This window comes from Chelativorans sp. ZYF759 (genome assembly GCF_012911015.1).
Taxonomy (GTDB): Bacteria; Pseudomonadota; Alphaproteobacteria; order Rhizobiales; family Rhizobiaceae; genus ZYF759.
Map to the genome: position 1 here is coordinate 216,191 of NZ_WVVV01000002.1, position 20,917 is coordinate 237,107.

22 protein-coding genes and 2 tRNA genes are annotated in these 20,917 nt (G+C 67.0%); 11 read left to right on the plus strand and 13 right to left on the minus strand.

All coding sequences use genetic code 11. The annotated features are described in order from the left end of the window. Positions 1–14 precede the first annotated feature (14 nt). Both GRZ55_RS04920 and GRZ55_RS04925 read left to right on the plus strand, forming a co-directional pair. Positions 15–809, plus strand: coding sequence for an alpha/beta hydrolase (locus GRZ55_RS04920; protein ID WP_246734525.1), 795 nt, complete (start codon positions 15–17; stop codon positions 807–809). Between the two features lie 66 nt (positions 810–875). Next, on the plus strand, positions 876–1,118 hold the full coding sequence (locus GRZ55_RS04925) for a PepSY domain-containing protein (protein ID WP_169285783.1): 243 nt from the start codon (positions 876–878) through the stop codon (positions 1,116–1,118). Here GRZ55_RS04925 and GRZ55_RS04930 read toward each other — a convergent pair whose 3' ends face one another. Further along, positions 1,119–2,261, minus strand: coding sequence for a DUF2336 domain-containing protein (locus tag GRZ55_RS04930; RefSeq protein ID WP_169285784.1), 1,143 nt, complete (start codon positions 2,259–2,261; stop codon positions 1,119–1,121). A gap of 126 nt (positions 2,262–2,387) precedes the next feature. Here GRZ55_RS04930 and GRZ55_RS04935 point away from each other — a divergent pair, with 126 nt between their 5' ends. After that, on the plus strand, positions 2,388–2,840 hold the full coding sequence (locus GRZ55_RS04935) for a MaoC family dehydratase (protein ID WP_169285785.1): 453 nt from the start codon (positions 2,388–2,390) through the stop codon (positions 2,838–2,840). Next, positions 2,840–3,718 (plus strand): CoA ester lyase, encoded by an 879-nt coding sequence (locus GRZ55_RS04940; protein ID WP_169285786.1) that lies wholly within the window; start codon positions 2,840–2,842, stop codon positions 3,716–3,718. The genes GRZ55_RS04935 and GRZ55_RS04940 overlap by 1 nt, the downstream gene beginning before the upstream one ends. 3 nt (positions 3,719–3,721) lie before the next feature. Here the strand turns inward: GRZ55_RS04940 and GRZ55_RS04945 are convergent, their stop codons facing one another. Together GRZ55_RS04945 and GRZ55_RS04950 are read right to left on the minus strand one after the other, a co-directional pair. Then, on the minus strand, positions 3,722–4,330 hold the full coding sequence (locus tag GRZ55_RS04945; RefSeq protein ID WP_169285787.1) for a flavin reductase family protein: 609 nt from the start codon (positions 4,328–4,330) through the stop codon (positions 3,722–3,724). A gap of 3 nt (positions 4,331–4,333) precedes the next feature. Further along, the gene (locus GRZ55_RS04950) at positions 4,334–4,918 is read right to left on the minus strand and encodes a nitroreductase (protein ID WP_169285788.1); all 585 of its coding nucleotides are present in this window, start codon (positions 4,916–4,918) and stop codon (positions 4,334–4,336) included. 115 nt (positions 4,919–5,033) lie between these two features. Here GRZ55_RS04950 and GRZ55_RS04955 point away from each other — a divergent pair, with 115 nt between their 5' ends. Further along, positions 5,034–5,978, plus strand: coding sequence for a hypothetical protein (locus tag GRZ55_RS04955; RefSeq protein ID WP_169285789.1), 945 nt, complete (start codon positions 5,034–5,036; stop codon positions 5,976–5,978). 81 nt (positions 5,979–6,059) lie between these two features. On the opposite strand, the gene GRZ55_RS04960 is transcribed toward GRZ55_RS04955, so the two are convergent. Next, entirely contained in the window at positions 6,060–6,653 is a 594-nt protein-coding gene (locus GRZ55_RS04960; protein WP_246734526.1) for a hemerythrin domain-containing protein, read from the minus strand. Positions 6,654–6,734: 81 nt separating this feature from the next. After that, the gene (locus GRZ55_RS04965) at positions 6,735–7,133 is read right to left on the minus strand and encodes a GFA family protein (RefSeq protein WP_169285790.1); all 399 of its coding nucleotides are present in this window, start codon (positions 7,131–7,133) and stop codon (positions 6,735–6,737) included. Positions 7,134–7,289: 156 nt separating this feature from the next. Here GRZ55_RS04965 and GRZ55_RS04970 point away from each other — a divergent pair, with 156 nt between their 5' ends. Then, positions 7,290–8,567, plus strand: a complete 1,278-nt coding sequence (locus tag GRZ55_RS04970; RefSeq protein WP_210257224.1) for a phosphatidylserine/phosphatidylglycerophosphate/cardiolipin synthase family protein — start codon at positions 7,290–7,292, stop codon at positions 8,565–8,567. Here GRZ55_RS04970 and GRZ55_RS04975 read toward each other — a convergent pair. The 3 genes from GRZ55_RS04975 to GRZ55_RS04985 all read right to left on the minus strand — a co-directional run bounded on the left by GRZ55_RS04975 (position 8,485) and on the right by GRZ55_RS04985 (position 11,922). Further along, complete coding sequence (locus GRZ55_RS04975) at positions 8,485–9,783, minus strand: FAD-dependent oxidoreductase (protein WP_169285792.1); 1,299 nt, start codon at positions 9,781–9,783, stop codon at positions 8,485–8,487. The genes GRZ55_RS04970 and GRZ55_RS04975 overlap by 83 nt on opposite strands. Before the next feature lie 16 nt (positions 9,784–9,799). Beyond that, positions 9,800–11,176, minus strand: coding sequence for a class II 3-deoxy-7-phosphoheptulonate synthase (locus GRZ55_RS04980; RefSeq protein ID WP_169285793.1), 1,377 nt, complete (start codon positions 11,174–11,176; stop codon positions 9,800–9,802). Positions 11,177–11,274: 98 nt separating this feature from the next. Next, complete coding sequence (locus tag GRZ55_RS04985) at positions 11,275–11,922, minus strand: gamma-glutamylcyclotransferase family protein (protein ID WP_246734527.1); 648 nt, start codon at positions 11,920–11,922, stop codon at positions 11,275–11,277. A gap of 177 nt (positions 11,923–12,099) precedes the next feature. Between GRZ55_RS04985 and GRZ55_RS04990 the strand changes: the two genes are divergently transcribed. Then, positions 12,100–13,005, plus strand: a complete 906-nt coding sequence (locus GRZ55_RS04990) for an esterase (RefSeq protein ID WP_169286020.1) — start codon at positions 12,100–12,102, stop codon at positions 13,003–13,005. Here GRZ55_RS04990 and gor read toward each other — a convergent pair. From gor to GRZ55_RS05015, 5 genes are all read right to left on the minus strand, one after another. Beyond that, entirely contained in the window at positions 12,980–14,371 is a 1,392-nt protein-coding gene (gor, locus tag GRZ55_RS04995) for a glutathione-disulfide reductase (RefSeq protein ID WP_169285794.1), read from the minus strand. The two genes, GRZ55_RS04990 and gor, sit on opposite strands and share 26 nt — an antisense overlap. 90 nt (positions 14,372–14,461) lie before the next feature. Next, a complete protein-coding gene (locus GRZ55_RS05000) occupies positions 14,462–15,016 on the minus strand; it encodes a DUF2059 domain-containing protein (RefSeq protein ID WP_169285795.1) in 555 nt (184 codons plus the stop codon). Between the two features lie 18 nt (positions 15,017–15,034). After that, positions 15,035–15,733, minus strand: a complete 699-nt coding sequence (gene rpiA, locus GRZ55_RS05005) for a ribose-5-phosphate isomerase RpiA (protein ID WP_169285796.1) — start codon at positions 15,731–15,733, stop codon at positions 15,035–15,037. A gap of 138 nt (positions 15,734–15,871) precedes the next feature. After that, positions 15,872–15,945 (minus strand) — tRNA-Gly (locus tag GRZ55_RS05010). Positions 15,946–15,969: 24 nt separating this feature from the next. After that, a tRNA-Leu gene (locus GRZ55_RS05015) sits at positions 15,970–16,054 on the minus strand. 178 nt (positions 16,055–16,232) lie between these two features. Between GRZ55_RS05015 and lipB the strand changes: the two genes are divergently transcribed. The 4 genes from lipB to GRZ55_RS05035 all read left to right on the plus strand — a co-directional run bounded on the left by lipB (position 16,233) and on the right by GRZ55_RS05035 (position 20,885). Continuing rightward, entirely contained in the window at positions 16,233–16,937 is a 705-nt protein-coding gene (gene lipB / locus GRZ55_RS05020) for a lipoyl(octanoyl) transferase LipB (RefSeq protein WP_169285797.1), read from the plus strand. A gap of 11 nt (positions 16,938–16,948) precedes the next feature. Continuing rightward, positions 16,949–18,697, plus strand: coding sequence for a gamma-glutamyltransferase (ggt, locus tag GRZ55_RS05025; RefSeq protein WP_169285798.1), 1,749 nt, complete (start codon positions 16,949–16,951; stop codon positions 18,695–18,697). Between the two features lie 116 nt (positions 18,698–18,813). Further along, positions 18,814–19,872, plus strand: coding sequence for a branched-chain amino acid ABC transporter substrate-binding protein (locus GRZ55_RS05030; protein WP_169285799.1), 1,059 nt, complete (start codon positions 18,814–18,816; stop codon positions 19,870–19,872). Between the two features lie 5 nt (positions 19,873–19,877). Beyond that, entirely contained in the window at positions 19,878–20,885 is a 1,008-nt protein-coding gene (locus GRZ55_RS05035; RefSeq protein WP_169285800.1) for a P1 family peptidase, read from the plus strand. Positions 20,886–20,917 lie beyond the last annotated feature (32 nt).

The window sequence follows — 20,917 nt, forward strand, 5'->3', positions numbered from 1 at the left end:
TCACCAAGACCATCTTGAAGATCGCACTGGTGCTGGCGCTGGGCTACGGCCTGGTCGTGGCGCTGATGTATTATGCCCAGCGTGGGCTGCTCTATCCGGGCGCGAGCCTTGCCGGCGCCGCGCCGCGTACCGCGCCCTGGGGCAAGTCCGCCCGCATTCGCACCGAGGACGGCGAAATCCTCTACGCGCTTCATGCCCGCGCTTCCGTCGGCGCGCCCACGGTTCTCTACTTCCACGGCAATGCGGACCGGGTGACCAACTATGCCTTCCTGGCCGAAGGGCTGGCCGCCCGTGGCATCGGCCTGCTCGCGGTCTCCTATCGCGGCTTCACCGGTTCGTCCGGCAGCCCGACCGAGGCCGGCCTGCTCCTGGACGGGTTGGCGGCTTACGATTGGCTCGCTTCCAACACCAGCGGCCCCATCATCGCGCTTGGCCAGTCGCTGGGCAGCGCAGTCGCGATCCATCTGGGGCGCGAGCGGCCCGAACTCGACGGCCTCATCCTGGTATCGGCCTTCGATTCCATCGTCGGTCTGGCATCGGGGATCTATTTTTTCCTCCCCGTCCGGCCGTTCCTCAAGGACACCTTCCGCGCGGACCGATGGATCGCGGATGTCGGCCAGCCGAAACTTTTCGTCCATGGCGAGCGGGATGCCGTCGTCCCCATCCGGCATGGCAGGAACATCTTCGAACTGGCGCCGGAGCCCCGCCAGATGCGGCTGTTCGAATCCCGTGGCCACAACGATATCTGGACCGACGAACTGATGGACGATGTCGCTGCCTTTATCCGCGCCCTGCCGGGACGGGATTGAGGGAACGAACGCCTCCTGAAGTCATTTCCGAAACGCTGACCCCAGCAACACGAAAAGGACATTCAGATGCGTAACGCCCTCATCGCCCTCTCGGCCCTCGTCTTCCTGCCCACCGCCGCACTCGCCCAGCCGCCGGCGGACGCCATGCCCTTGTCGGAAATCCTCGCCTCGATCGAGAGCGAGGCCGATTTCAGCCATTTCGACGACGTCGACTGGGATGATGACGGCTATTGGGAGATCGAATACTACCGCGCCGACGGCGCCAAGGTCGATGTCGACATTGACCCGGTGAGCGGTCAGCCCCGCTGATCAGGCGGCCGCGATCGCCAGCGCGTGGCCCCGCGCATTGTCTCTGAGGGCGTCCAGATGGATTTCCTTCAGAAGCCTGGCGAGTTCCTGATGCGCTTCCCCCGGTCCGCTCTGGCCGGGGGTCGCCCCGATCTCCTTCAGCATCATCCAGCTGACTTCCTGCGCGCCGGCCAGACGACGCCCATTGGCGACGTCGCGCCAGATCTTCAGCGCGGACAGGATCACGCCATGCGTTGCATCCGCCAGTCCCGACGCGCGCAACAGCGCCGCGATGGCGACGTCGCGCCCTGATGCCAGCAACGACCGCACCCGCTCCTCGCCTTTGCCCGACAGCGCCACGAGCGCGGTCCCGAAAAAATCGATCTTGCCATTGGCGACCGCCCGGATCAGGAAGCCGGCCGTCAGATCGCCCCTGAGACGCAGATGCTCGACCAGCGCCGCCAGTTCGTCTTCCGGCGTTGCCTCGATCAGCGTCACCGAAGCGCGCACGCAGGCGGCCCGGGTGATGCGCTCGGCCCTGCGTTCACCCATCAGCGCCAGCACCAGCGGCGCGCTGCGCAAAGCCTCGCCCAGCTTCACCAGCAGCATGTGTCGGCAGTCGGCGGGCAGCCGCGGATCGGCGATCAGCGCTTCGCGCAGTATCGCCGAATCGCCGTGACGCTCCACCATCCGGCGAAAGCTCAGATTGGCGATCCTCGCGCCAGAATTCTGCAGCAGTTCCAGGCAGGCGCCCTCCTCGCCGACTTCGGCAAGCGCGGCAGACACCGCCATGGAGACCTGGGCCCGCATGGCCACGAAGCGCTGGACGTCGCCGTCGCCGCCCGCCACGCGGTCGATCAGATCGAGATCGGTAAGCAGCGGCGAACGAACGAGAACGAGCGAGGCCACCTCCTTCTGGTCCTGGGCAAGGCCCGCCACGATCTGCGCCGGCGCGTGGGGGCTGAGGCAGAACACCTCCGCCATTGCGAGCCGCACCTTCTCGGAGGGATCGTCGAGGAGCAGCGTCAGCGCGGCCTCGGCTTCGCAGCGATCCTCGAAGCGTATATCGTTGCCCAGATAGGCCCGCGCGAGGGCGGCCGCCGCAACCGAGCGCTCCGCCACCTTGGCGTGGTTGACCCATTTGAGAAAGTGACTGATGACCATTGAACGCCGTCCCCGAAACCTAGGGCGAGACTGGCCCAAAATGGTTTACGAACGGTTCACCATGTTTATTAAGCCCTTGGAAGCGAGCCGTTTTGGCCGCGCTCGGCGCTGACGGGAGGAGGAGCGATGCCTGGCCTTTACCTTGAGGAATTCGAACTCGGAATGGTCATTCGCCACCCCATCCGGCGAACGGTGACGGAGACGGACAACATCCTTTTCTCCACCATGACCATGAATCCGCAGCCGCTTCACATCGATTTCGACTTCGCAGCGAAATCGGAATGGGGAAAGCCGCTTTTCAACTCGCTGTTCACGCTCGGCCTGATGGTCGGCATCTCCGTGCACGACACCACGCTCGGCACCACCGTGGCCAATCTCGGCATGAAGGAGACTGTGTTTCCGAATCCCCTCTTCCACGGCGACACCGTACGGGTGGAAACCGAGGTGAAGGGCGTGCGCGAATCGAAATCCAGGCCCGATCGCGGCATCGTCGACCTCGAGCACCGCGCCTTCAACCAGGACGACGTGCTGGTTGCCCGATGCCTGCGCCAGGCCATGATCATGAAGAAGCCCGTCTGATGCGTTCGCTGCTTTTTGTTCCCGCCGATTCCGAACGGAAGCTCGAAAAGGGCCTCGAATCGGGCGCCGACATTCTGATCGTCGATCTCGAGGACTCCGTCTCGGCCGCCAACAAGCGCGCCGCGCGCGAGATGGCGGCGGCCTTCATCGCTGGCCGGGATCGAGCGAGCGCCCCTGCCCTTTATGTCCGGGTCAACGATCTCGCGACCGGGCTCACCGACGACGATCTGGCCGCCGTCATCGCCGCTCGGCTGCGCGGCGTCATGCTGCCCAAATCCGGCGGCATCGACGATGTGCGTCGGCTGGCGGTCAAGCTCAGGGTTCATGAGGCCCGTGCGGGGATCGAGGACGGCGCGACCCGCATCATCCCGCTCGTTACCGAGACGGCTGCCGGCGTGCTCAATGCGGCCACCTACGCCACGGGCGAGCCCCGCATGGAAGCTCTGACATGGGGCGCGGAGGATCTGTCGGCGGCGATCGGCGCGCAGGCGACCCGCGATGCGGATGGCCGGCTGACCGATGTCTTTCGTCTGGCCCGCGCCACGACCATCCTCGCCGCCTCGGCTGCCGAAGTGCCGGCCATCGACACCGTCTTTCCCGATTTCCGCGATCTCGACGCCTTCCGGCGGTCCTGCGAGGAGGCCGTGCGCGACGGCTTTGCCGGCTGCATGGCGATTCACCCGGCGCAGGTGCCGATCATCAATGAGGTCTTCTCGCCCTCGCCCGAGGCCATCGCCGAGGCGGAAGGCATCGTGGCGGCCTTCGCGGCGGAGGGAAATCCCGGCGTCGTGGCGATTTCCGGCAAGATGTTCGACCGGCCGCATCTGCGGCGGGCCGAAAACCTCCTCAGCCGTGCCGGGAAAAGCGCCGGCGCGTGAAGCCTACTCGCCTTTCCATTGGGGCCGGATCATCTCGAATACCTCGCTGATGGAGGCATATTCGCGATAGCCGAGCCGCGAGACCGTGCCGGCCTTCACGATGTCGAACAGGCCGTCCGTCAGCGCCTCGTCCTTGATGTGGATGCCGACCACCTCGCCGAATACCACGATGCTGCCACCAGGCTTCCCGTCGAGCCCTTTGGGATGATGGATTTCCGTCATCCTGCATTCGAGCGCGGCCAGCGCCTCGCCCACGCGCGGCGGGGCGACGAGCTTGCTGGCCACCGGCGTCAGGCCGGCGCGTTCGAATTCCGAGACGCCGCGCGGCGCGTCGATGCCGGTCATGTTCATCTGCTCGGCAAGATCGCGTCCGACCAGATTTGCGACGAATTCTCCGGTCTCGCGGATGAAGGACAGGCTGTCCTTCTCGCCCTCCGAGGCGAACATCACCATGTGCGGATGCGAGCCGATCGCGTTGAAGAAGGAATAGGGCGCGAGGTTGAGCGACCCATCCCTCGCGATGCTCGATATCCATCCGATCGGCCGCGGCGCGACGAGCGCCTTGAAGGGGTCGTGGGGAAGGCCGTGGCCGTTTTTCGGCTCGTAGAACATGGCTCAGCCCTCCCAGGGACCGGAATAGTCGCTGGTGAGCGTCGCGGGGTCGGGCCGCGGGCGGTCGGGCAGTTCTCCCTCATGCCGGCCGATATGGATGAAGCCCACCGCGCTCTCATGTGGTGCCAGGCCGAGAAGGGCGAGGCCTTCCCGGTCCTCTGAATACCAGTTGGTGATCCAGTTCGTGCGGTAACCCAGCGCGTTGGCAGCGATCATCAGGTTCATCGCCGCCGCCGCCCCCGACAGGAGCATTTCCCATTGCGGTATCTTGGGGTTTTCCCGGGCTACGGAGACCACGCCGATGACGAGCGGCGCGCGCGAGAACCGCGTCCGCTCTTTCTCCAGCCGCATTTCGGGCAGTGGTCCTTCGCGCTTCTCGGCCAGCTCCGCCAGCATCTCGCCAATCTTCACGCGCGCATCGCCGCGATACAGGATGAAGCGCCACGGCGCGAGCCGGCCGTGATCGGGAACCCGCGTCGCGACCTTCAGCATCGTGGCGATCTCGTCGTCGCTGGGCGCTGGACCCGTCATCTCGTCGATTGGCGCGGATCGTCGCGACAGCATGAAATCAAGCACGGTATGGGACAAATCTGGCTTCCTTGTCGTCTTGTTGGGAGAGAGTGTGCCGGGCGGGCGATGGCGTAATGGGTGCTGGCTGCCGACAGGACTTGAAAATGCCACCAGCTTGCGCTTCAAGGCAAGCATGCGTTTGGCCCTGCCTTTCCTGCTGAAGATCGTGTGTGCCGTGGTCCTCCTCCTTGGAGCGGGGCAGATGGCGCTCGCCCAGTCCTTCGGTGATTCGACCCCGCAGTTCCACTTGCCGTCGATCCAGCCCTATGCGCCGCCCACGATCGAATCGCCGCTGTCGACCATTGGCGGCGGGCAGCTTTCGGTCTCGGCGCATCTCACCGAGGAATCGCCGGCGCTGGATCGCGGCCTGGTCTGGCGCATCTTCAAGCCGGAGGCCGGCCCCGACGGCCGTCTGCCGCTCGTCGCCTCGGCGCAGGGTGGAACAGGCGTCTTCGATCTCGAGCCCGGCAGCTATCTGGTCCATGCCTCCTTCGGCCGCGCCGGCGCCACCAAGCGCATCCGCATCGGCAATGGCGTGGTCAGCGAATCGCTGGTGCTGGAAGCCGGCGGGCTGAAGCTGGACGCCGTGCTGTCGGGCGGGGTGCGCATTCCGCCGAACCGGCTGCGCTTCTCGATCTATGAGGCGTCGGCCGATGCCGTGGGCGAACGCGCGCTGATCGTTCCCGACGTCAGCCCGAACACTGTCGTCAGGCTCAATGCCGGCATCTACCACGTCGTCTCGACCTATGGCAGCGTCAACGCGGTGATCCGCTCCGACATCCGTGTCGAGGCGGGCAAGCTGACCGAGGCGATGGTGGAGCACAAGGCCGCCGAGGTCACCATGAAGCTGGTGCGGGATACCGGGGGCGAGGCAATTGCCGATACCTCCTGGTCGGTCCTCACCGAATCCGGCGACATCGTGCGCGAGAGTGTCGGCGCCTTCGCCTCGATGGTCCTGGCCGAGGGCAACTACGCCGTCGTCGCAAAGAACCGCGACCGGCTCTACCAGCGCGAGTTCACGGTCGAAGCCGGCCGCAACCGAGATGTGGAAGTGCTGGCCGCCGAGGCCGAGAACTAGCGGCCGCGAAGTTGCCTCGCGGGCGACGCCCGCTCCGGCCTGCCATATCCTCCGTATCGCGCGCGCAGCCTGCATGGGCGCTCAATAGCCACCGAGCTCGCGATCGCCCTTTTCGAGGATCAGCGGAATGATCAGATCCTCTTCATCGTCGAGGTGCCGGGCCAGCATGGCCACGAGTCGCTCGTTCTCGTTGGCATAGGCGTCGGCGGCAAAACGCTGCGCGTCGTCGTCGCCCGCGAGCGCCTGGATGAAGGCGTTGGCCGTGCCCGCATTGCGCTCGAGCGCGTCATGGATCAGGTGATGATCCGAATCGAGAATGTCGAAGCCGCGCTTCAGCCCCGTCTCGACACGAGCGAAGACCGGAAAATAATGCTGGTCCTCGACATTGTGGTGCCCGTCGAGGTGGCCGAGAAAATAGTTCAGCCGCGGCGCGAAGAACTGCGCGAATTCCGTCGCCGTTGATCGACCCTCGCGATAGTCGGCGATCGACCCGGTGAGGATGCCGCCGAGTTCGCGGAACATGTCGTGTCGCTGCAGCCACATGCGCGCCATCCCGTGCACGTTGGGATGGGCTTCCCAGCTGTCGCGCGGATATTTGGCGACGAGGTAGCGCAGATCCTCCGGCAGGCCCGAACGCTGTTCGAGCGTGAGGATGTCTTGTATCTGGGAAGGCAAGGCGGACTCCAGGGCGAGGTTGTGCGCTGGAGATAGGCCTGCCCGGCTCGCCTGCCAACCCTGGCCCCATTGACGAACCGTTCAGCTATCCCTTCCGTCCGGCGATTGCGGCAGCCCGTCCGCGATCTCGTAATAGTCGCCTTTGTCGGCCACGAAGATATGGCCAGTGGCCTCGAGCCCCGACGGGAGGTCGAAGCTGCCGGCCATCACGGAGGTTCGCGGCGAACGCGAATCCTTCCAGAACAGCGCCGACCCGCACACGCGGCAGAAGCCGCGCCGGGCAAAATCGGAGGCCGAGAACCAGGTGAGATGGTCTTCGCCCTCCACCCGCAGATGGTCGTCGTCCACGTCTGTTGCCGCGTAGTGATGCCCGCTCTGGCGGCGGCACTGCGAACAATGGCAATAGACCACGCCGCGAAGGACGCCTTCCGTTTCGTATCGCACTGCCCCGCAAAGACAGCCGCCCGTGTTGCGCTGCATCGTCCAACCTCCTGCTATGATGCTGGCAGGTTCGCACATTGCCCCGCCATCGTGGAATCCCGAATACTGAAGCCAGGATTCAACCCGATTGAGCCTAAACTCCGGAACGAATCCGACTTTTCGACGTTTTCCGGCCGGCACAGAGGGGCATATGCATTGAACTTGCGACTGGCCTGGCGGATCGGTCTGGCATTTGTGATCGTTGGCATACTTGCCATCGTCGCGCTCAATCTCGCGCCCGAACGGCGCGACCTGCGGGAACCGATCCCGCATCTTCATGCGGTTTCCGATCCTCAGTTCCTGCGCACCATGGAAGGCATCTTCAGCGGCAATCTGCGCGGGGGCCACGAGATCGACACGCTGCTCAACGGCGTCGAGATCTTTCCTGCCATGCTCGAGTCCATCCGCGCGGCCACCGACACGCTGAACTTCGAGACCTTCGTCTACTGGTCCGGCGAGATCGCGGAGGAATTCGCCAACGAAATGGCCGCCGCCGCCCGCCGCGGCGTCGAGGTGCGGGTGCTAATCGACTGGGCCGGCTCCATCCCCTTCGAGCAGCGGCTGATCGACATCATGGAAGAGGCCGGTGTTTTGGTGCACCGGTTCCGGCCCATCCGCTGGTACACGATCGACCGGGTCAACAACCGCACCCACCGCAAGATCCTGCTGGTCGACGGCAATATCGGCTTCACCGGCGGCGTCGGCATCGGCGACGAGTGGCTGGGCGACGCGCGCGCGCCCGACGAATATCGGGAGAACCATTACCGCATCACGGGCCCGGCCGTGGCACAGCTGCAGGCCGCCTTCGCCGAGAACTGGCTCGAGGCGACCGGCGAGGTGCTGCAAGGCGAGCGCTTCTATCCGGAGCAGCCGACCGACGGCGAGATCACAGCCCAGCTCGTGAAATCGTCACCGCGCGGCGGCTCGCGCTCGATGCACCAGATGCTCTTGATGTCGCTGGCGTCTGCCACGCAGAACATCCGCATCGGCATGGCCTATTTCGTGCCCGACGACATCGCCATCGGCCAGTTGGTGGATGCGGCAGAGCGCGGCGTGGAAATCGACATCATCCTGCCCGGCCCGCACATCTCCAAGGAGACCGTGCGTCATGGCTCGCGTTATTTCTGGGGCGATCTGCTTGCGGCCGGCATCCGCATCCACGAGTTCCAGCCGACCATGTACCATGCCAAGCTCTTCATCGTGGACGAGGACTGGGTGTCGATCGGCTCGGCCAATTTCGACGAGCGTTCCTTCCGCCTCAACGACGAGGCCAATCTCAACATCTACGACCGCGACTTCGCGCTCCAGCAGATCGAAATTTTCGAGGAAGACTTGGCGCGCTCCAGGCTGATCACTCTGGAGGAGTGGGAGAACAGGCCGTGGCGCCAGAAGTTCCTCGACTGGGTCGCGAGCCACCTCCGGACCCAGCTCTGATCAGGGGCGACGTCACATGTTCAGGACGTATGCCGAGGCCAACCAGTCGGCCCGGAATGCGCCTCAGGAGCGGGAAACGCGCAAGAAGCCGTACCGGCAGGGGCGGTTTGAGGCTTTGTCCCCGCTGCGCCAGCACCGGCGCCAGAAGGCGGTTGTGGGCCAGAACCTGCGCCGCCTGGGTGAGGCGGGTCGGGAAAATGCGCCGCCTCTCGATGGCGGCAAGATGGTCGCCGGAGAGCGACCCTTCCGTCAGCGGCCCGGCGAGAATGTTGGCCGCGGCCACCGCGTCCTGGATCGCGAGATTGATGCCCACGCCGCCAACCGGCGACATCGCGTGTGCGGCGTCGCCGATGCACAGCAAGCCCGGCCGCCACCAGCGTCTCAGTCGATCGACCGAGACCGAGAGCAGGCTCACGTCGTCGAAGCTGGCCAGCGCCTCCGCCCTTTCGGCCTCGAACGGCAGGAGAGCCCCCACATCGCTGCGGAACGCCTCGATGCCGCGGGCGCGCACCGCCTCCGCCGCTCCCTTCGGGATCACGTAGGCGCACTGCCAATAGTCGCCGCGGTAGATGCGCACCATGAGGCGGCCGGGGTCGAAGCGGCCGGCGGACTCCTCGGTGTCTTCCGGCTTTCGTGGCAGCCGGAACCAGAGCACGTCGATGGGCGCACCGAGTTCTTCCACCTCGAGCGCCGCCGCCTTGCGCATGTCAGAGCGTCGCCCGTCCGCGCCGACGACCAGCCGGGCCCTGATCTCCAGGGGACCATCCGGCCCTTCGGCGGTGACGCCCACGACTGACCCGCCCTCGTTGATGAGGCCTGTTGCCCTGGTGCTCATGAGGCAGCGGAAGCCGGAATGCCGTTCCCCTTCCCGCTTCAGGAAGTCGAGAAAATCCCACTGTGGCATCATCATGATGTAGGGTGAGTGCACCGGCAGGTGGGACATGTCCGCCACCGGCGTCTCGCTGGCGCCGATGCCGGCGGACATCTGGTGCACCTTCTGATGCGGCAAGCGTTGTAGGCCCTCGAAGAGGTCCAGCTCGTGCATCACCTCGAGGGTGGAGGGATGCAGCGTGTCGCCGCGGAAATCGCGCAGGAAGTCCGCATGTTTCTCGAGCACCAGCACGCTGGCACCGGCCCGGGCCAGCAGCATGCCGAGCATCATGCCGGCCGGCCCACCGCCCGCGATCGCGCAATCGGCGGTGAGCCTCGCGCTCATCGAGCGCCCCGCCCGGTCAGCCGTTGACTGCCTTCTTCTCCGGCTGGTTCGCATGGGCCTTCTTCAGCAGGCCCGACAGGAGGAAGGAGAGCTCCAGCGCCTGGTCTGCATTGAGGCGCGGGTCGCAATGGGTGTGGTAGCGGTCCTGCAATTCGTCGTCGCGAATGGCGCGTGCGCCGCCCGTGCACTCGGTGACGTTCTTGCCCGTCATCTCGATATGGATGCCGCCGGGATGCGAACCTTCCGCGCGGTGGACATCGAAGAAGGTCTCCACCTCACTCAGGATGCGGTCGAAGGGCCGCGTCTTGTAGCCCGCCGCGGTGATCGTGTTGCCGTGCATCGGATCGCACGACCACACCACCTTGCGGCCTTCCTTCTGCACCGCGCGCACCAGTTGCGGCAGGTGCTCGGCCACCTTCTCGTGCCCGAAGCGCGCGATCAGCGTCAGGCGTCCCGCCTCGTTGTCGGGGTTCAGGATGTCGATCAGCCTGATGAGGCCGTCCGGCGTCATCGACGGGCCGCATTTCAGGCCGAGCGGGTTCTTGATGCCGCGGCAATATTCGACATGCGCCTGCTCGGGCTGGCGCGTGCGGTCGCCGATCCAGATCATGTGGCCGGAGGTCGCGTACCAGTCGCCCGACGTCGAATCGACGCGCGTCAGCGCCTCCTCGTAGCCGAGCAGCAGCGCCTCGTGGCTCGTGTAGAAATCGGTCTCGCGCAGCGAGGCATGGCCTTCTGAGGTGATGCCGATCGCCTTCATGAAGTTGATCGTCTCGGTGATGTGGCTCGCCAGTTCCTGGTAGCGTTCGGCCTGCGGGCTGTCGGAGACGAAACCGAGCATCCACTGATGCACGTTGTCGAGGCTCGCGTAACCACCCTGCGCGAAGGCGCGCAAGAGGTTGAGAGTGGCGGCCGACTGGCGGTAGGCCATGCGCTGGCGCGCCGGATCGGGCGTGCGGGAGGCCTCGTCGAACTCGATCCCGTTGATGATGTCGCCGCGATAGGACGGCAGCGTGATGCCGTCCTTGGTCTCGCTGTCCGACGAGCGCGGCTTGGCGAACTGTCCGGCGATGCGGCCGACCTTCACCACGGGCTGCGCGCCGGCATAGGTCAGCACGACCGCCATCTGGAGGAAGACACGGAAGAAGTCGCGAATATTGTCGGCGCCGTGCTCGGCGAAGCTTTCCGCGCAGTCGCCGCCCTGCAGCAGGAACGCCTGGCCCTCGGCCACGGTCGCGAGCTGCTTCTTCAGCTTGCGCGCCTCGCCGGCAAAGACGAGCGGCGGATAGCTGGCCAGCTGCTTCTCCGTTGCGGCCACGGCATCCTGGTCGGGATAGGCGGGAACCTGGCTGATCGGCTTGCCGCGCCAGGAATTCGGAGACCACTTCGTCATTGTCTTGTCCAACTTTCAGCAGTTTTGGGCGTTCCGCGCCCCAAAAGACGTCCGCTCATCGCGGACGCGGCTCCCATACACCAAGGGAGACACCTATTCTACCCTGACCGACCGACCTGGACGAAGCGAATTCCGCCTTTGGCGGCCAGAAGCGCATCGAAACGCGCCGCCAGCTCCGCCCCGAGCGCGACCGCGCGCGGGTAGATCGGCGCGTCCCGGTCGGCATGCACGGGCAGATCGAACGCGTCCGTCTCCGACAGGAACCGCGCCAGCCCCCCTTCCCCGTGCTCGTTCAGAAAGCCGAGCATCACCGCATCGAGATAGCTCTGGAGGATCGTCGGCGGCGCGCGGTTGACCGGCAGATCCTCTTCGGCCACGTAAAGCCAGATCGGGCAATCGGCCGGCAGTTCTTGCCCGAGTTCCAGCCTGCCGGGATCGATCGCCACCCGCCGGTAGCGGGCCTCGCGCGCGTCGATGGCGGCAAGGTTCTCGGCCCGGTCGATGACCAGCAGCCCGTCGCAGCCCGCCCCCTTCTCCTCGCGCACCGTAAGCAGCGCTGCGGGAAAGCCAGGCATGTCGGGCCGTGGCCGCCAGCTGCGGCGCCAGCCATTGAGCCGCGCCGGCACGGCATGCACGATCTCCGTGCGGTGGGTCGCGCGACAGACCAGCGAGCCGTAGCCGAAATAGGCGACCTGCCCCTTTGCCGCGGGCGGAAGATTGGCGAGAGCATCGACGGGATTTTGCATGCGGCGCATGCTATCCGGCCGGCGCCGCGAGGCAAGGGTCCGCCTATTGACTTTGACGTTAACGTCAATGCTACGCTCGACCCGTCACTTCACCATCGGGACGGCATCGACATGGGCGGACGAGCGGCAACGAGACCTTCGCAGCGCGCGGCAGCGCCTCTTTCCACCCTGCCCGGCATCGAGCGGCAGAAGATCGCCTTTCGCGCCGCCGACGGCTTTCCGCTCTCCGGCACGCTCTTTTCGGGGAGCGGCGACGGGCCGCTGGTCCTGATCTCCTCGGCCACCGCCGTGCCGCAGCGCCTCTATTTCGGCTTCGCCGCGCATTTGGTTGAGCGCGGCGCCAGGGCCGTCCTCACCTATGATTACCGTGCCACGGGGGCTTCGCCCGCCCCGTCGGCCTGGCGCCGGCGCATCTCGATGAAGGACTGGGCGCTCCTCGACTTCCCCGCCGCCGCGGCCGCGCTGGAGACCGTCGCCCCCGGACACGCCATGGCGGGCATCGGCCAGTCGTTCGGCGGACAGGCACTCGGCCTCTCCGGCATCTCGGACCGTTTCCATCGCTACGCCATCGTGGCCAGCATGTCGGGCGCCAGGCGCCTGCTGGACGATCCCTGGGTGTGGCCGCGCATGAACCTGCTTGGCGTGCCGACCGCCATCGCGCTGGGCCGCATCCCCTCCTGGATGGGCATCGGCGAGGAACTCCCCGGCAGCGTCTTCCGCGACTGGGCGCGCTGGTGCCGGATGAGGAACTACTTTTTCGACGACCCTAATCTGCCCGAGACCGCGAATTTCGCGCAGGTCCGCATTCCGCTCCTCTCGCTCGGCATGCTGGACGATCCGTGGGGAACGCCGCGCGCCGTCGCCCATCTCCTGGAGCGCTACGGGAACGCCGACATCACCGAGCGCTGGTTCGGCCCCGAACATGTCGGTGGCCATCCGGTCGGTCACCTGGGCTTCTTCCGCTCGCGCTTTTCGCACACCCTGTGGCCCGCGCTCGGCGAGTGGCTCCTGAGCGGCAGGCAACCCGCGATCGGCACCACGCGCGCCGAAATCCCGGTCAGTCGACGCGCTTCCCGTTCCTGATCCGGTAGCTCGGCTGGTACATGGTGACCAGTTCCTCGGCAGCCGAGGGGTGGACCGCCATCGTGCGGTCGAAATCGTCCTTGGTGAGCTGCGCCTTGAGCGAGATCGCCAGCAGCTGCGCCATCTCGCCCGCATCGGGACCCAGCACATGCGCGCCGACCACGCGCCGGCTCTCGGCCTCGACCACCAGCTTCATCAGCATGCGCTCCTGGCGGCCTGACAGCGTGTGGCGCATGGGCCGGAAGCTCGCCCGGTAGATCTCCACCTCGGCAAATTCGTGCGCCGCATCCTCTTCCGACAGGCCGACCGTCCCGATCTCCGGCTGCGAGAAGACGGCGGTGGCGATCATGTCGTGATCGGGCGATGTCGGCTTGTCGCGATAGAGCGTGTCGATCAGGCACATCGCCTCGTGGATCGCCACCGGCGTCAGCTGCACCCGGTTGGTGACGTCGCCGATGGCAAAGATGTTGTCGACATTGGTCCGCGAATGCTCGTCCACGATGATCTCGCCGACGCTGCCGGTCGCGACCCCCGCTTCTTCCAGCCCCAGCCCGTCCGTGTTCGGCTTGCGGCCGATGGCCAGCATCACCTGATCGACGGTCATCGTCGTGTCGTTCGAAAGATGGGCATCGAATCGGCCGTCCCCGCGCTTCTCGATGCGCGAGAATATCGTGTGGCAGAGAATGCGGATGCCCTTGGCCTCCATCGCCTCGTGCAGCGAGGAGCGCAGATCGTTGTCGAAACGACCAAGGATTTCCTTGCCGCGATAGACCAGCGTCGTCTCGACCCCGAGACCGTGGAAGATGTTGGCGAACTCCACGGCAATGTAGCCGCCGCCTGCGATGACGATGCTCCGCGGCAGTTCCTTGAGCTCGAACGCCTCGTTGGAGGTGATGCACAATTCGTGGCCGGGCAACGCCTCGTGCGGGTTCGGCCGGCCCCCCGTGGCGACCAGGATCCTCTCGGCGGTGACCACGCGATCCTCGCCGACGAGACGGATCTCGTGCTTGCCCTCCAGCACCGCGCGGCTTTCGATGATCTCGGCGCCCGCCTTGTCGAGGCCCGCCCTGTAGAGCCCTTCCAGCCGCGCGATCTCGCGGTCCTTGTTGGCCTTTAGCGTCGTCCAGTCGAACCGCGTCTCGCCCACGCTCCAGCCATAACCGGCCGCATCCTCGAAATGCTCGGGGAACTGGGACGCATAGACGAACAGTTTCTTGGGCACGCAGCCGCGGATCACGCAGGTGCCGCCGAAGCGGTATTCCTCCGCGATCGCCACGCGCTTGCCGAGCGAAGCCGCGAGCCGGCCGGCGCGCACGCCACCCGATCCGCCGCCGATCACGAACAGATCATAGTCGTAGTCGGCCATTCTTCGTCCCATCGCTGCGGGTTGGTAAGGGCGGGTGCACGGTCTCGCTCGCCCGGCGGCGCGGCCGCCGCCTGCGGGGCGTCAGACCGTCTATTGCTGCTGCGGCATGTCCAAGTTGAGCTCGACATCGGTATCGATGTCGCGGTCGACCTGTTCCTGCAGCGCGCTGCCGACGCCCTGCGAGAGGTCGCGCGCGATCCCGTTCTGCCAGATCTCGGCGGCGCGGAAGACTTCCTGCGTCATCTCCGGCCCGACCTCGAGCAGCTTGCGGCCGGCGGGCGAGGAATAGAATTCCGCCAGCTGGTTCAGCTCTTCCTCGGAGAAGTTGCGCGCATAGGTCAGTGCCGCCTCGCGCTCCAGGTCGACGCGCCGCGGGGCCAGCGCGATCGCCTGCTCGTCCACGGTGCGGTTGATCACGCTCACCAGGTCGGGATTGTTCGAGATCAGCGTGTTCTTCAGCTCGATCGCGGCCTCGGGCAGGATCAGGTCGAAACCTTCCGTCGAACGCATCGCCGAGATCGCGGCGCGCGCGGCCCTGAGATGGGTGTCGGAAATCTCCTGTGCGGCCGCCGGATAGGCCATCGCAGCGAAGCCGAGAGCGGTTGCGGCTGCCAGGGTGCGGCGAAGCCTCGTGCTGAGGGTCATGATGATCGAACTCCTTCTTTAGCGGTTCGAATGCAGTTCAGTGATTCCGGAAGGCCCCGCCAGTATGGCCAGATCGGCAAGGTCGATGAAAAGACCGTGCTCGACCACGCCGGGTATGGAAAGAAGGGCGCTGGAAAGCGCTCTTGGATCGGGAATGCGGCCAAAAGATGCGTCGACGATCTGGTGCCCGCCATCGGTGACAAAGGCCTTTCCGCCGGCCTGGCGAATGGCCAGCGGCCCCGACAGGCCGAGCGCGCCGGCCGCCGACTCGATCGCCGCGATCGTGGCGCGCAGCCCGAATTCATTGACCTCGATGGGCAGCGGAAAGCGCCCGACCGTTTCGACCTTCTTGGACTCGTCGGCGATCACGATCATGCGGCGCGAGGCCGCCGCCACGATCTTCTCGCGCAGAAGCGCCCCGCCCCCGCCCTTGACCAGCACCAGGCCGGGACCGACCTCGTCGGCGCCGTCGATGGTGAGGTCGAGCCGGGGTTCCTCGTCGAGGCTCGCCAGCCTGACGCCGAGTTCACGGCAGAGCGCGGCGGTGCGTTCGGAGGTCGGCACGCCGATGATGGCGAGCCCGCCCGCCACCTTCTCGGCCAGGAGCCGCACGAAGGCCTCCGCGGTCGAGCCGGTCCCGATGCCGAGCTTCATTCCGTCTTCGACATGCGCGAGCGCGGCTCTCGCCGCCTCGGTCTTTAATGCTGCTGCGTCCATGACCGCCCGGATCGTGTGATTTGATGCGAGCCTCTAGCATTTTTGGCGCACTTCGCAAACGCCCACCGCTCGCCGGAGAACCCGGCCCGCAAACGCGCCGCGGCATGGGGCGCACGATCGGAAGAAAGGGTGGTGGTCTGGAGCGGGTAGCGGGAATCGAACCCGCATATTCAGCTTGGAAGGCTGCTGCTCTACCATTGAGCTATACCCGCGAAGGGGCCTCGCCTGGCGAGGAATGGTGCGGTCGAGAAGACTCGAACTTCCACGGGTTGCCCCACAGCGACCTCAACGCTGCGCGTCTACCAATTCCGCCACGACCGCACGCAGCTGGATGCCGGCGCTGCCGGCTCGGGGCATGTAGCAAATAGCCCATGGCGAAACAAGTGCATCCGAGCGCCTTTCGTCGCGAATGCCCAAACTGCCGAAAGGCCTTGCTGCCGCGGGCTGGACGCATGGGTTCGAAGGCGCCATATGGGAGGCACGAGGTCAACGAACGACGATGAACATCCGCCCGCAGACCGGCACGATTCTCTTTCCCCGCGACGACGCGGCGGCGGTCGCCTTTGCCCGCGCCGCCGGCCTCACCGCCTATCCCGAAGCCCTCGCCTTGATGGAGGCCCGCGCGCGCGCCATCGCGGAGGGCGACGCCGGCGAGCTCGTCTGGCTGGTCGAGCACCCGCCGCTCTACACCGCCGGCACCAGCGCGCGCCAAAGCGACCTCGTCGAGCCCGGGCGCTTTCCCGTCTTCGATGCCGGGCGCGGCGGGCAATACACCTATCACGGGCCCGGCCAGCGCGTGGCCTATCTCATGCTCGACCTGAAGCGCCGCCGTCAGGACGTGCGCGCCTTCGTCCAGGCGCTCGAGGAATGGATCATCCGCGCGCTCGCCCGTCACGACATCGCCGGCGAACGCCGCGAGACCGGCGTCGGCGTCTGGGTGGAACGGCCCGACGGCCCTGGTGCCGAGAAGATCGCCGCCATCGGCATCCGCCTGCGCCGCTGGGTCTCCTTCCACGGCATCGCGATCAACGTGCGTCCCGATCTGTCCCATTTTGCCGGCATCGTGCCCTGCGGCATCCCCGGCGCCGGCGTGACCAGCCTCGCGGAGCGCGGGGTTGACCTTTCCCTCGCCGAATTCGACCGGTCGCTCAAGGCCGCCTTCGAGGAGGTCTTCGGTCCGGCCACGCCCATCGAGGAAGCCTAGGAGACAAGACCATGCGCAGCCCTGCTTTTGCCCTCCTTCTGTCTGTCGCCCTGGTGGGCGCCGCCCAGGCCCAGCAGCTCTCCGACCAGATCGCGCCGGAAGCCGCCACGGGCACGGCCGCGCGCCAGGCCGTTACCGCCGATACCCGCATGGTCGCCGCCGCCAACCCGCTCGCCGCCGAGGCAGGCCTCGACATATTGCGCGCCGGCGGCAGCGCGGCCGATGCGCTCGTCGCCGTGCAGACGGTGCTGGGCCTGGTCGAACCGCAATCCTCGGGGCTCGGCGGCGGGGCGTTTGCGCTCTGGTACGACGCGCAGACCGGAGAGATCACCACCTATGACGGCCGCGAGACGGCGCCTGCCGCCGCCGGTCCCGACCTCTTCCTCGACGACAATGGCGAACCGCTCGCCTTTTTCGACGCCGTGGTCGGCGGCCGCTCGGTCGGCGTGCCGGGCATTCCGCGCCTCATGCAGGAGATGCATGCAAGTCACGGCCGGCTCGACTGGCCAGGCCTTTTCGATCCCGCCATCGAACTGGCCGAGGCGGGTTTTGCCGTGTCGCCGCGCCTGGCAGGGCTTCTCCAGGAAGAGTTCGGCCGCCTCGATCGCCAGGAAGCCGCCCGCGCCTATTTCTTCGACGAGGCGGGTGCGCCCCGCGCCGAAGGTCATCTTCTGGCCAACCCCGCCTATGCCGATACGCTGCGCGCGCTGGCCGAAGGCGGCGCCGATGCCTTCTATGCCGGGGAAATCGCCGAGGCGATCGTGGCGGCCGTGGAAGGCTTCGAGGACAATCCTGGCCGCCTCTCGCTCGACGACCTCTCGGCCTATGAGGTGATCGAGCGCGAACCCGTCTGCGTCACCTACCGCGCGCACGAGGTCTGCGGCATGGGACCGCCCTCTTCCGGCGGGCTCACCGTCGGCCAGATCCTCATGATGCTCTCGCCTTACGACATCGCCACGCTCGGCCACGACGACCCCACCGCCTGGCGCCTGATCGGCGACGCCACGCGTCTGGCCTTCGCCGATCGCGGCCGCTACATGGCAGATTCCGATTTTGTCGACATGCCAAAGGGCCTTTTGAACGCGGACTATCTGGCCGAGCGTGCCCGACTGCTTGAACGCCCCGACGCCCTGCCCGCCGACGCCGTCTCGCCCGGCGAACCGCCCTGGGACGACGCGACGCTGCGCCTCGACGGCCACGAATTCGAACGCCCCGCCACCACCCATTTCGTCATCGTCGACGATTGGGGCAACATCGCCTCCGTCACCTCCACCATCGAGAGCGCCTTCGGCTCACGGCTGATGGCGGCGGGCTTCCTTCTGAACAACCAGCTCACCGATTTCTCCTTCCGCCCCGATGCCGATGGCGAGGCCGTCGCCAACCGCGTGGAGCCCGGCAAGCGGCCGCGCTCCTCCATGGCCCCCACCATCGTGCTTCAGGACGGCGAGGCGCGCCACGCGCTGGGTTCGCCCGGCGGGGCGACCATCATCCCCTTTGTCGCGCGCACCATTGTGGCGCTGATCGACTGGGAGATGGACATGCAGCAGGCGATCTCCCTGCCGCATGGGGTGAACATGTTCGGCGACTATTTGGTCGAGCAGGGCACGGCGGCCCAACAGGCCGTGCCCGACCTCGAGGCGCTGGGCTTTGCGACCGCCATCCGCCCGCTCACCTCCGGCCTTCAGGGCATCACGATCATTCCGGACGGGCTGATCGGCGGTGCCGATCCGCGCCGTGAAGGCGTGGCCGTGGGCGATTGAGGCCCGGCGTCGCCGCCCTTGGGCCGCGCTTGCCGCTTGATCCCGCGCCCATTCCATGGGAACCGGGGGGACGGTCTTCCTTCAAACGCAAAATGCCCAGCGAGCCCGCCCTTCCCATGCGTCTTGTCGCCCTGATCCTGGCTCTTCTGTTCGCCGCCCCGCTGGCGCGGGCGGAGGGCTTCGTGATCGGGCTGGCCGCGCCGCTTTCCGGCCCCTATGCCATCATCGGCGAGCAGATGCGCCAGGGGGCGGCGGCCGCGCTCGCCAACAGCGGCGCCGAGCTGGTGATCGTCGACGATGCCTGCACGGCCGCCTCCGGCGAGGCCGCCGCCGCCCGCCTCATCGCGCGCGAGGTGGCGGTCGCCGTCGGTTTCGTCTGCACCGAAAGCGTGGAGGCAGCCCTCCCCGCGCTCACTGAAGCCGGCATTCCCGTCATCAGCCCGGTCATCCGCACCGTCTCGCTCACCGACCGGCGCCAGCGCACCGGCTGGCCCTTCTTTCGCCTCGCGCCCCGCGGCGATGCCGAACACGCGGCGGTTGCCCGCATCCTGATCCCACGCTGGCGCGGCGACCTCTACGCGCTGATCGACGACGGCACCATCTATGGCCGCGAGCTCATCGAGAGTTTTCGCCTCGAGGCCGAGACGGCCGGGCTTTCGGCCGTCTTTATCGACACCTACCGCCCGCAGATGGAAAACCAGGTCGCCCTCGTCGGCCGGCTCGCGCGTTCCGGCGCCACCCATGTGCTGGTCGGCGGCGACCGGGAGGATGTCGCCATCATGGCGCGTGACGCCGCCGAGATGGGCCACGATCTGGTGCTGGCCGGCGGCGAGGCCCTGCGTGCGGCCCCCGGCGAGGTGCCGCTTGCCGAAGGCGTGCTGATGGTCGCCCCGCCCGAATGGTCCGAACGCGCGGCGGACGCGACGATCCAGGCGCTGCGCGACGCCGGGATCGAGCCGGACGGCTACGTGCTGCCCGCGCATGCGGCCATGGAAATCGCCGTCATCGCGGCGGCCGCCGCCGAGGATGGCAGCGAGTTGGTTGCCGACGTGCTTTCCGCCCGCGCCTTTCCGACCGTCATCGGCACCGTCGCCTTCGACGCTCAAGGCGACCTCGCCGATTTCGCCTACCGCCTCTACCGTCACGACGGCAGGCAGTTCCTTCCCGTCGAGTAGCCATCATGCCCGCACCCGGACCGAAAAACCTCATCACCGACGTCGCCGGCCTGCGGGTCGGCCAGGTCGAGGATCACGCTTTGCGCTCCGGCGTCACCGTCGTCCTCTGCGACGAACCCGCCGTGGCGGGGTTCGAAGTGATGGGCGGGGCGCCCGGCACGCGTGAGACCGATCTTCTCCACCCCCACAACATGGTCGAGACCGTCAACGCCATCGTGCTGTCGGGCGGTTCGGCCTACGGGCTTGACGCCGCCTCCGGCACACAGGCCTGGCTCCGCGAACAGGGTATCGGCCTGTCCGTGCGCGGCCACATCGTGCCGATCGTGCCGGCCGCCATCCTGTTCGATCTCGTCAATGGCGGCGACAAGGACTGGGGCCGCTACCCGCCCTATCGCGAGATGGGATATGAGGCGGCATCGCGGGCCGGCCTCGATTTCGCGCTGGGCACCGCGGGTGCCGGCACCGGCGCGCTGTCGGCGGGCTTGAAGGGCGGCCTCGGCTCGGCATCGCTGCGCTTAGCCAGCGGCATCACCATCGGCGCGCTCGCCGCCGTCAACCCGGCCGGCTCCGTCACCGTCGGCCAGACCCGCCATTTCTTGGCCGCCCCCTTCGAGATCGGCGACGAATTCGGCGGCCTCGGCCTGCCCTTGCCCTTTCCGCCAGACGCTGCCACCCCGCGCTGGAAATGGCAGGACCCCGCAAGTGCCGGCGCCAACACCACCATCGCCATCATCGCCACCGACGCGAAACTGACCAAGCCCGAAGCCAAGCGCCTGGCGATCGCCGCCCATGACGGCTTCGCCCGCGCCATCTGGCCCGCCCACAGCCCGGTCGACGGCGATCTGGTCTTTGCGCTCGCCACCGGGACCAGCGGGATTACCCCCGACCATTCAGCCGCCATGGACATCTATGCCCATGCGGCGGCGACCATGGCCCGCGCGATTGCGCGGGGGGTGTATGAGGCGCGGGCGGTGGAAGGGGATTTGCTGCCGGCGTGGGGGGAGCGGGGGTGAGGGCAGGTTTCGACCCCACAAGAGACATAACG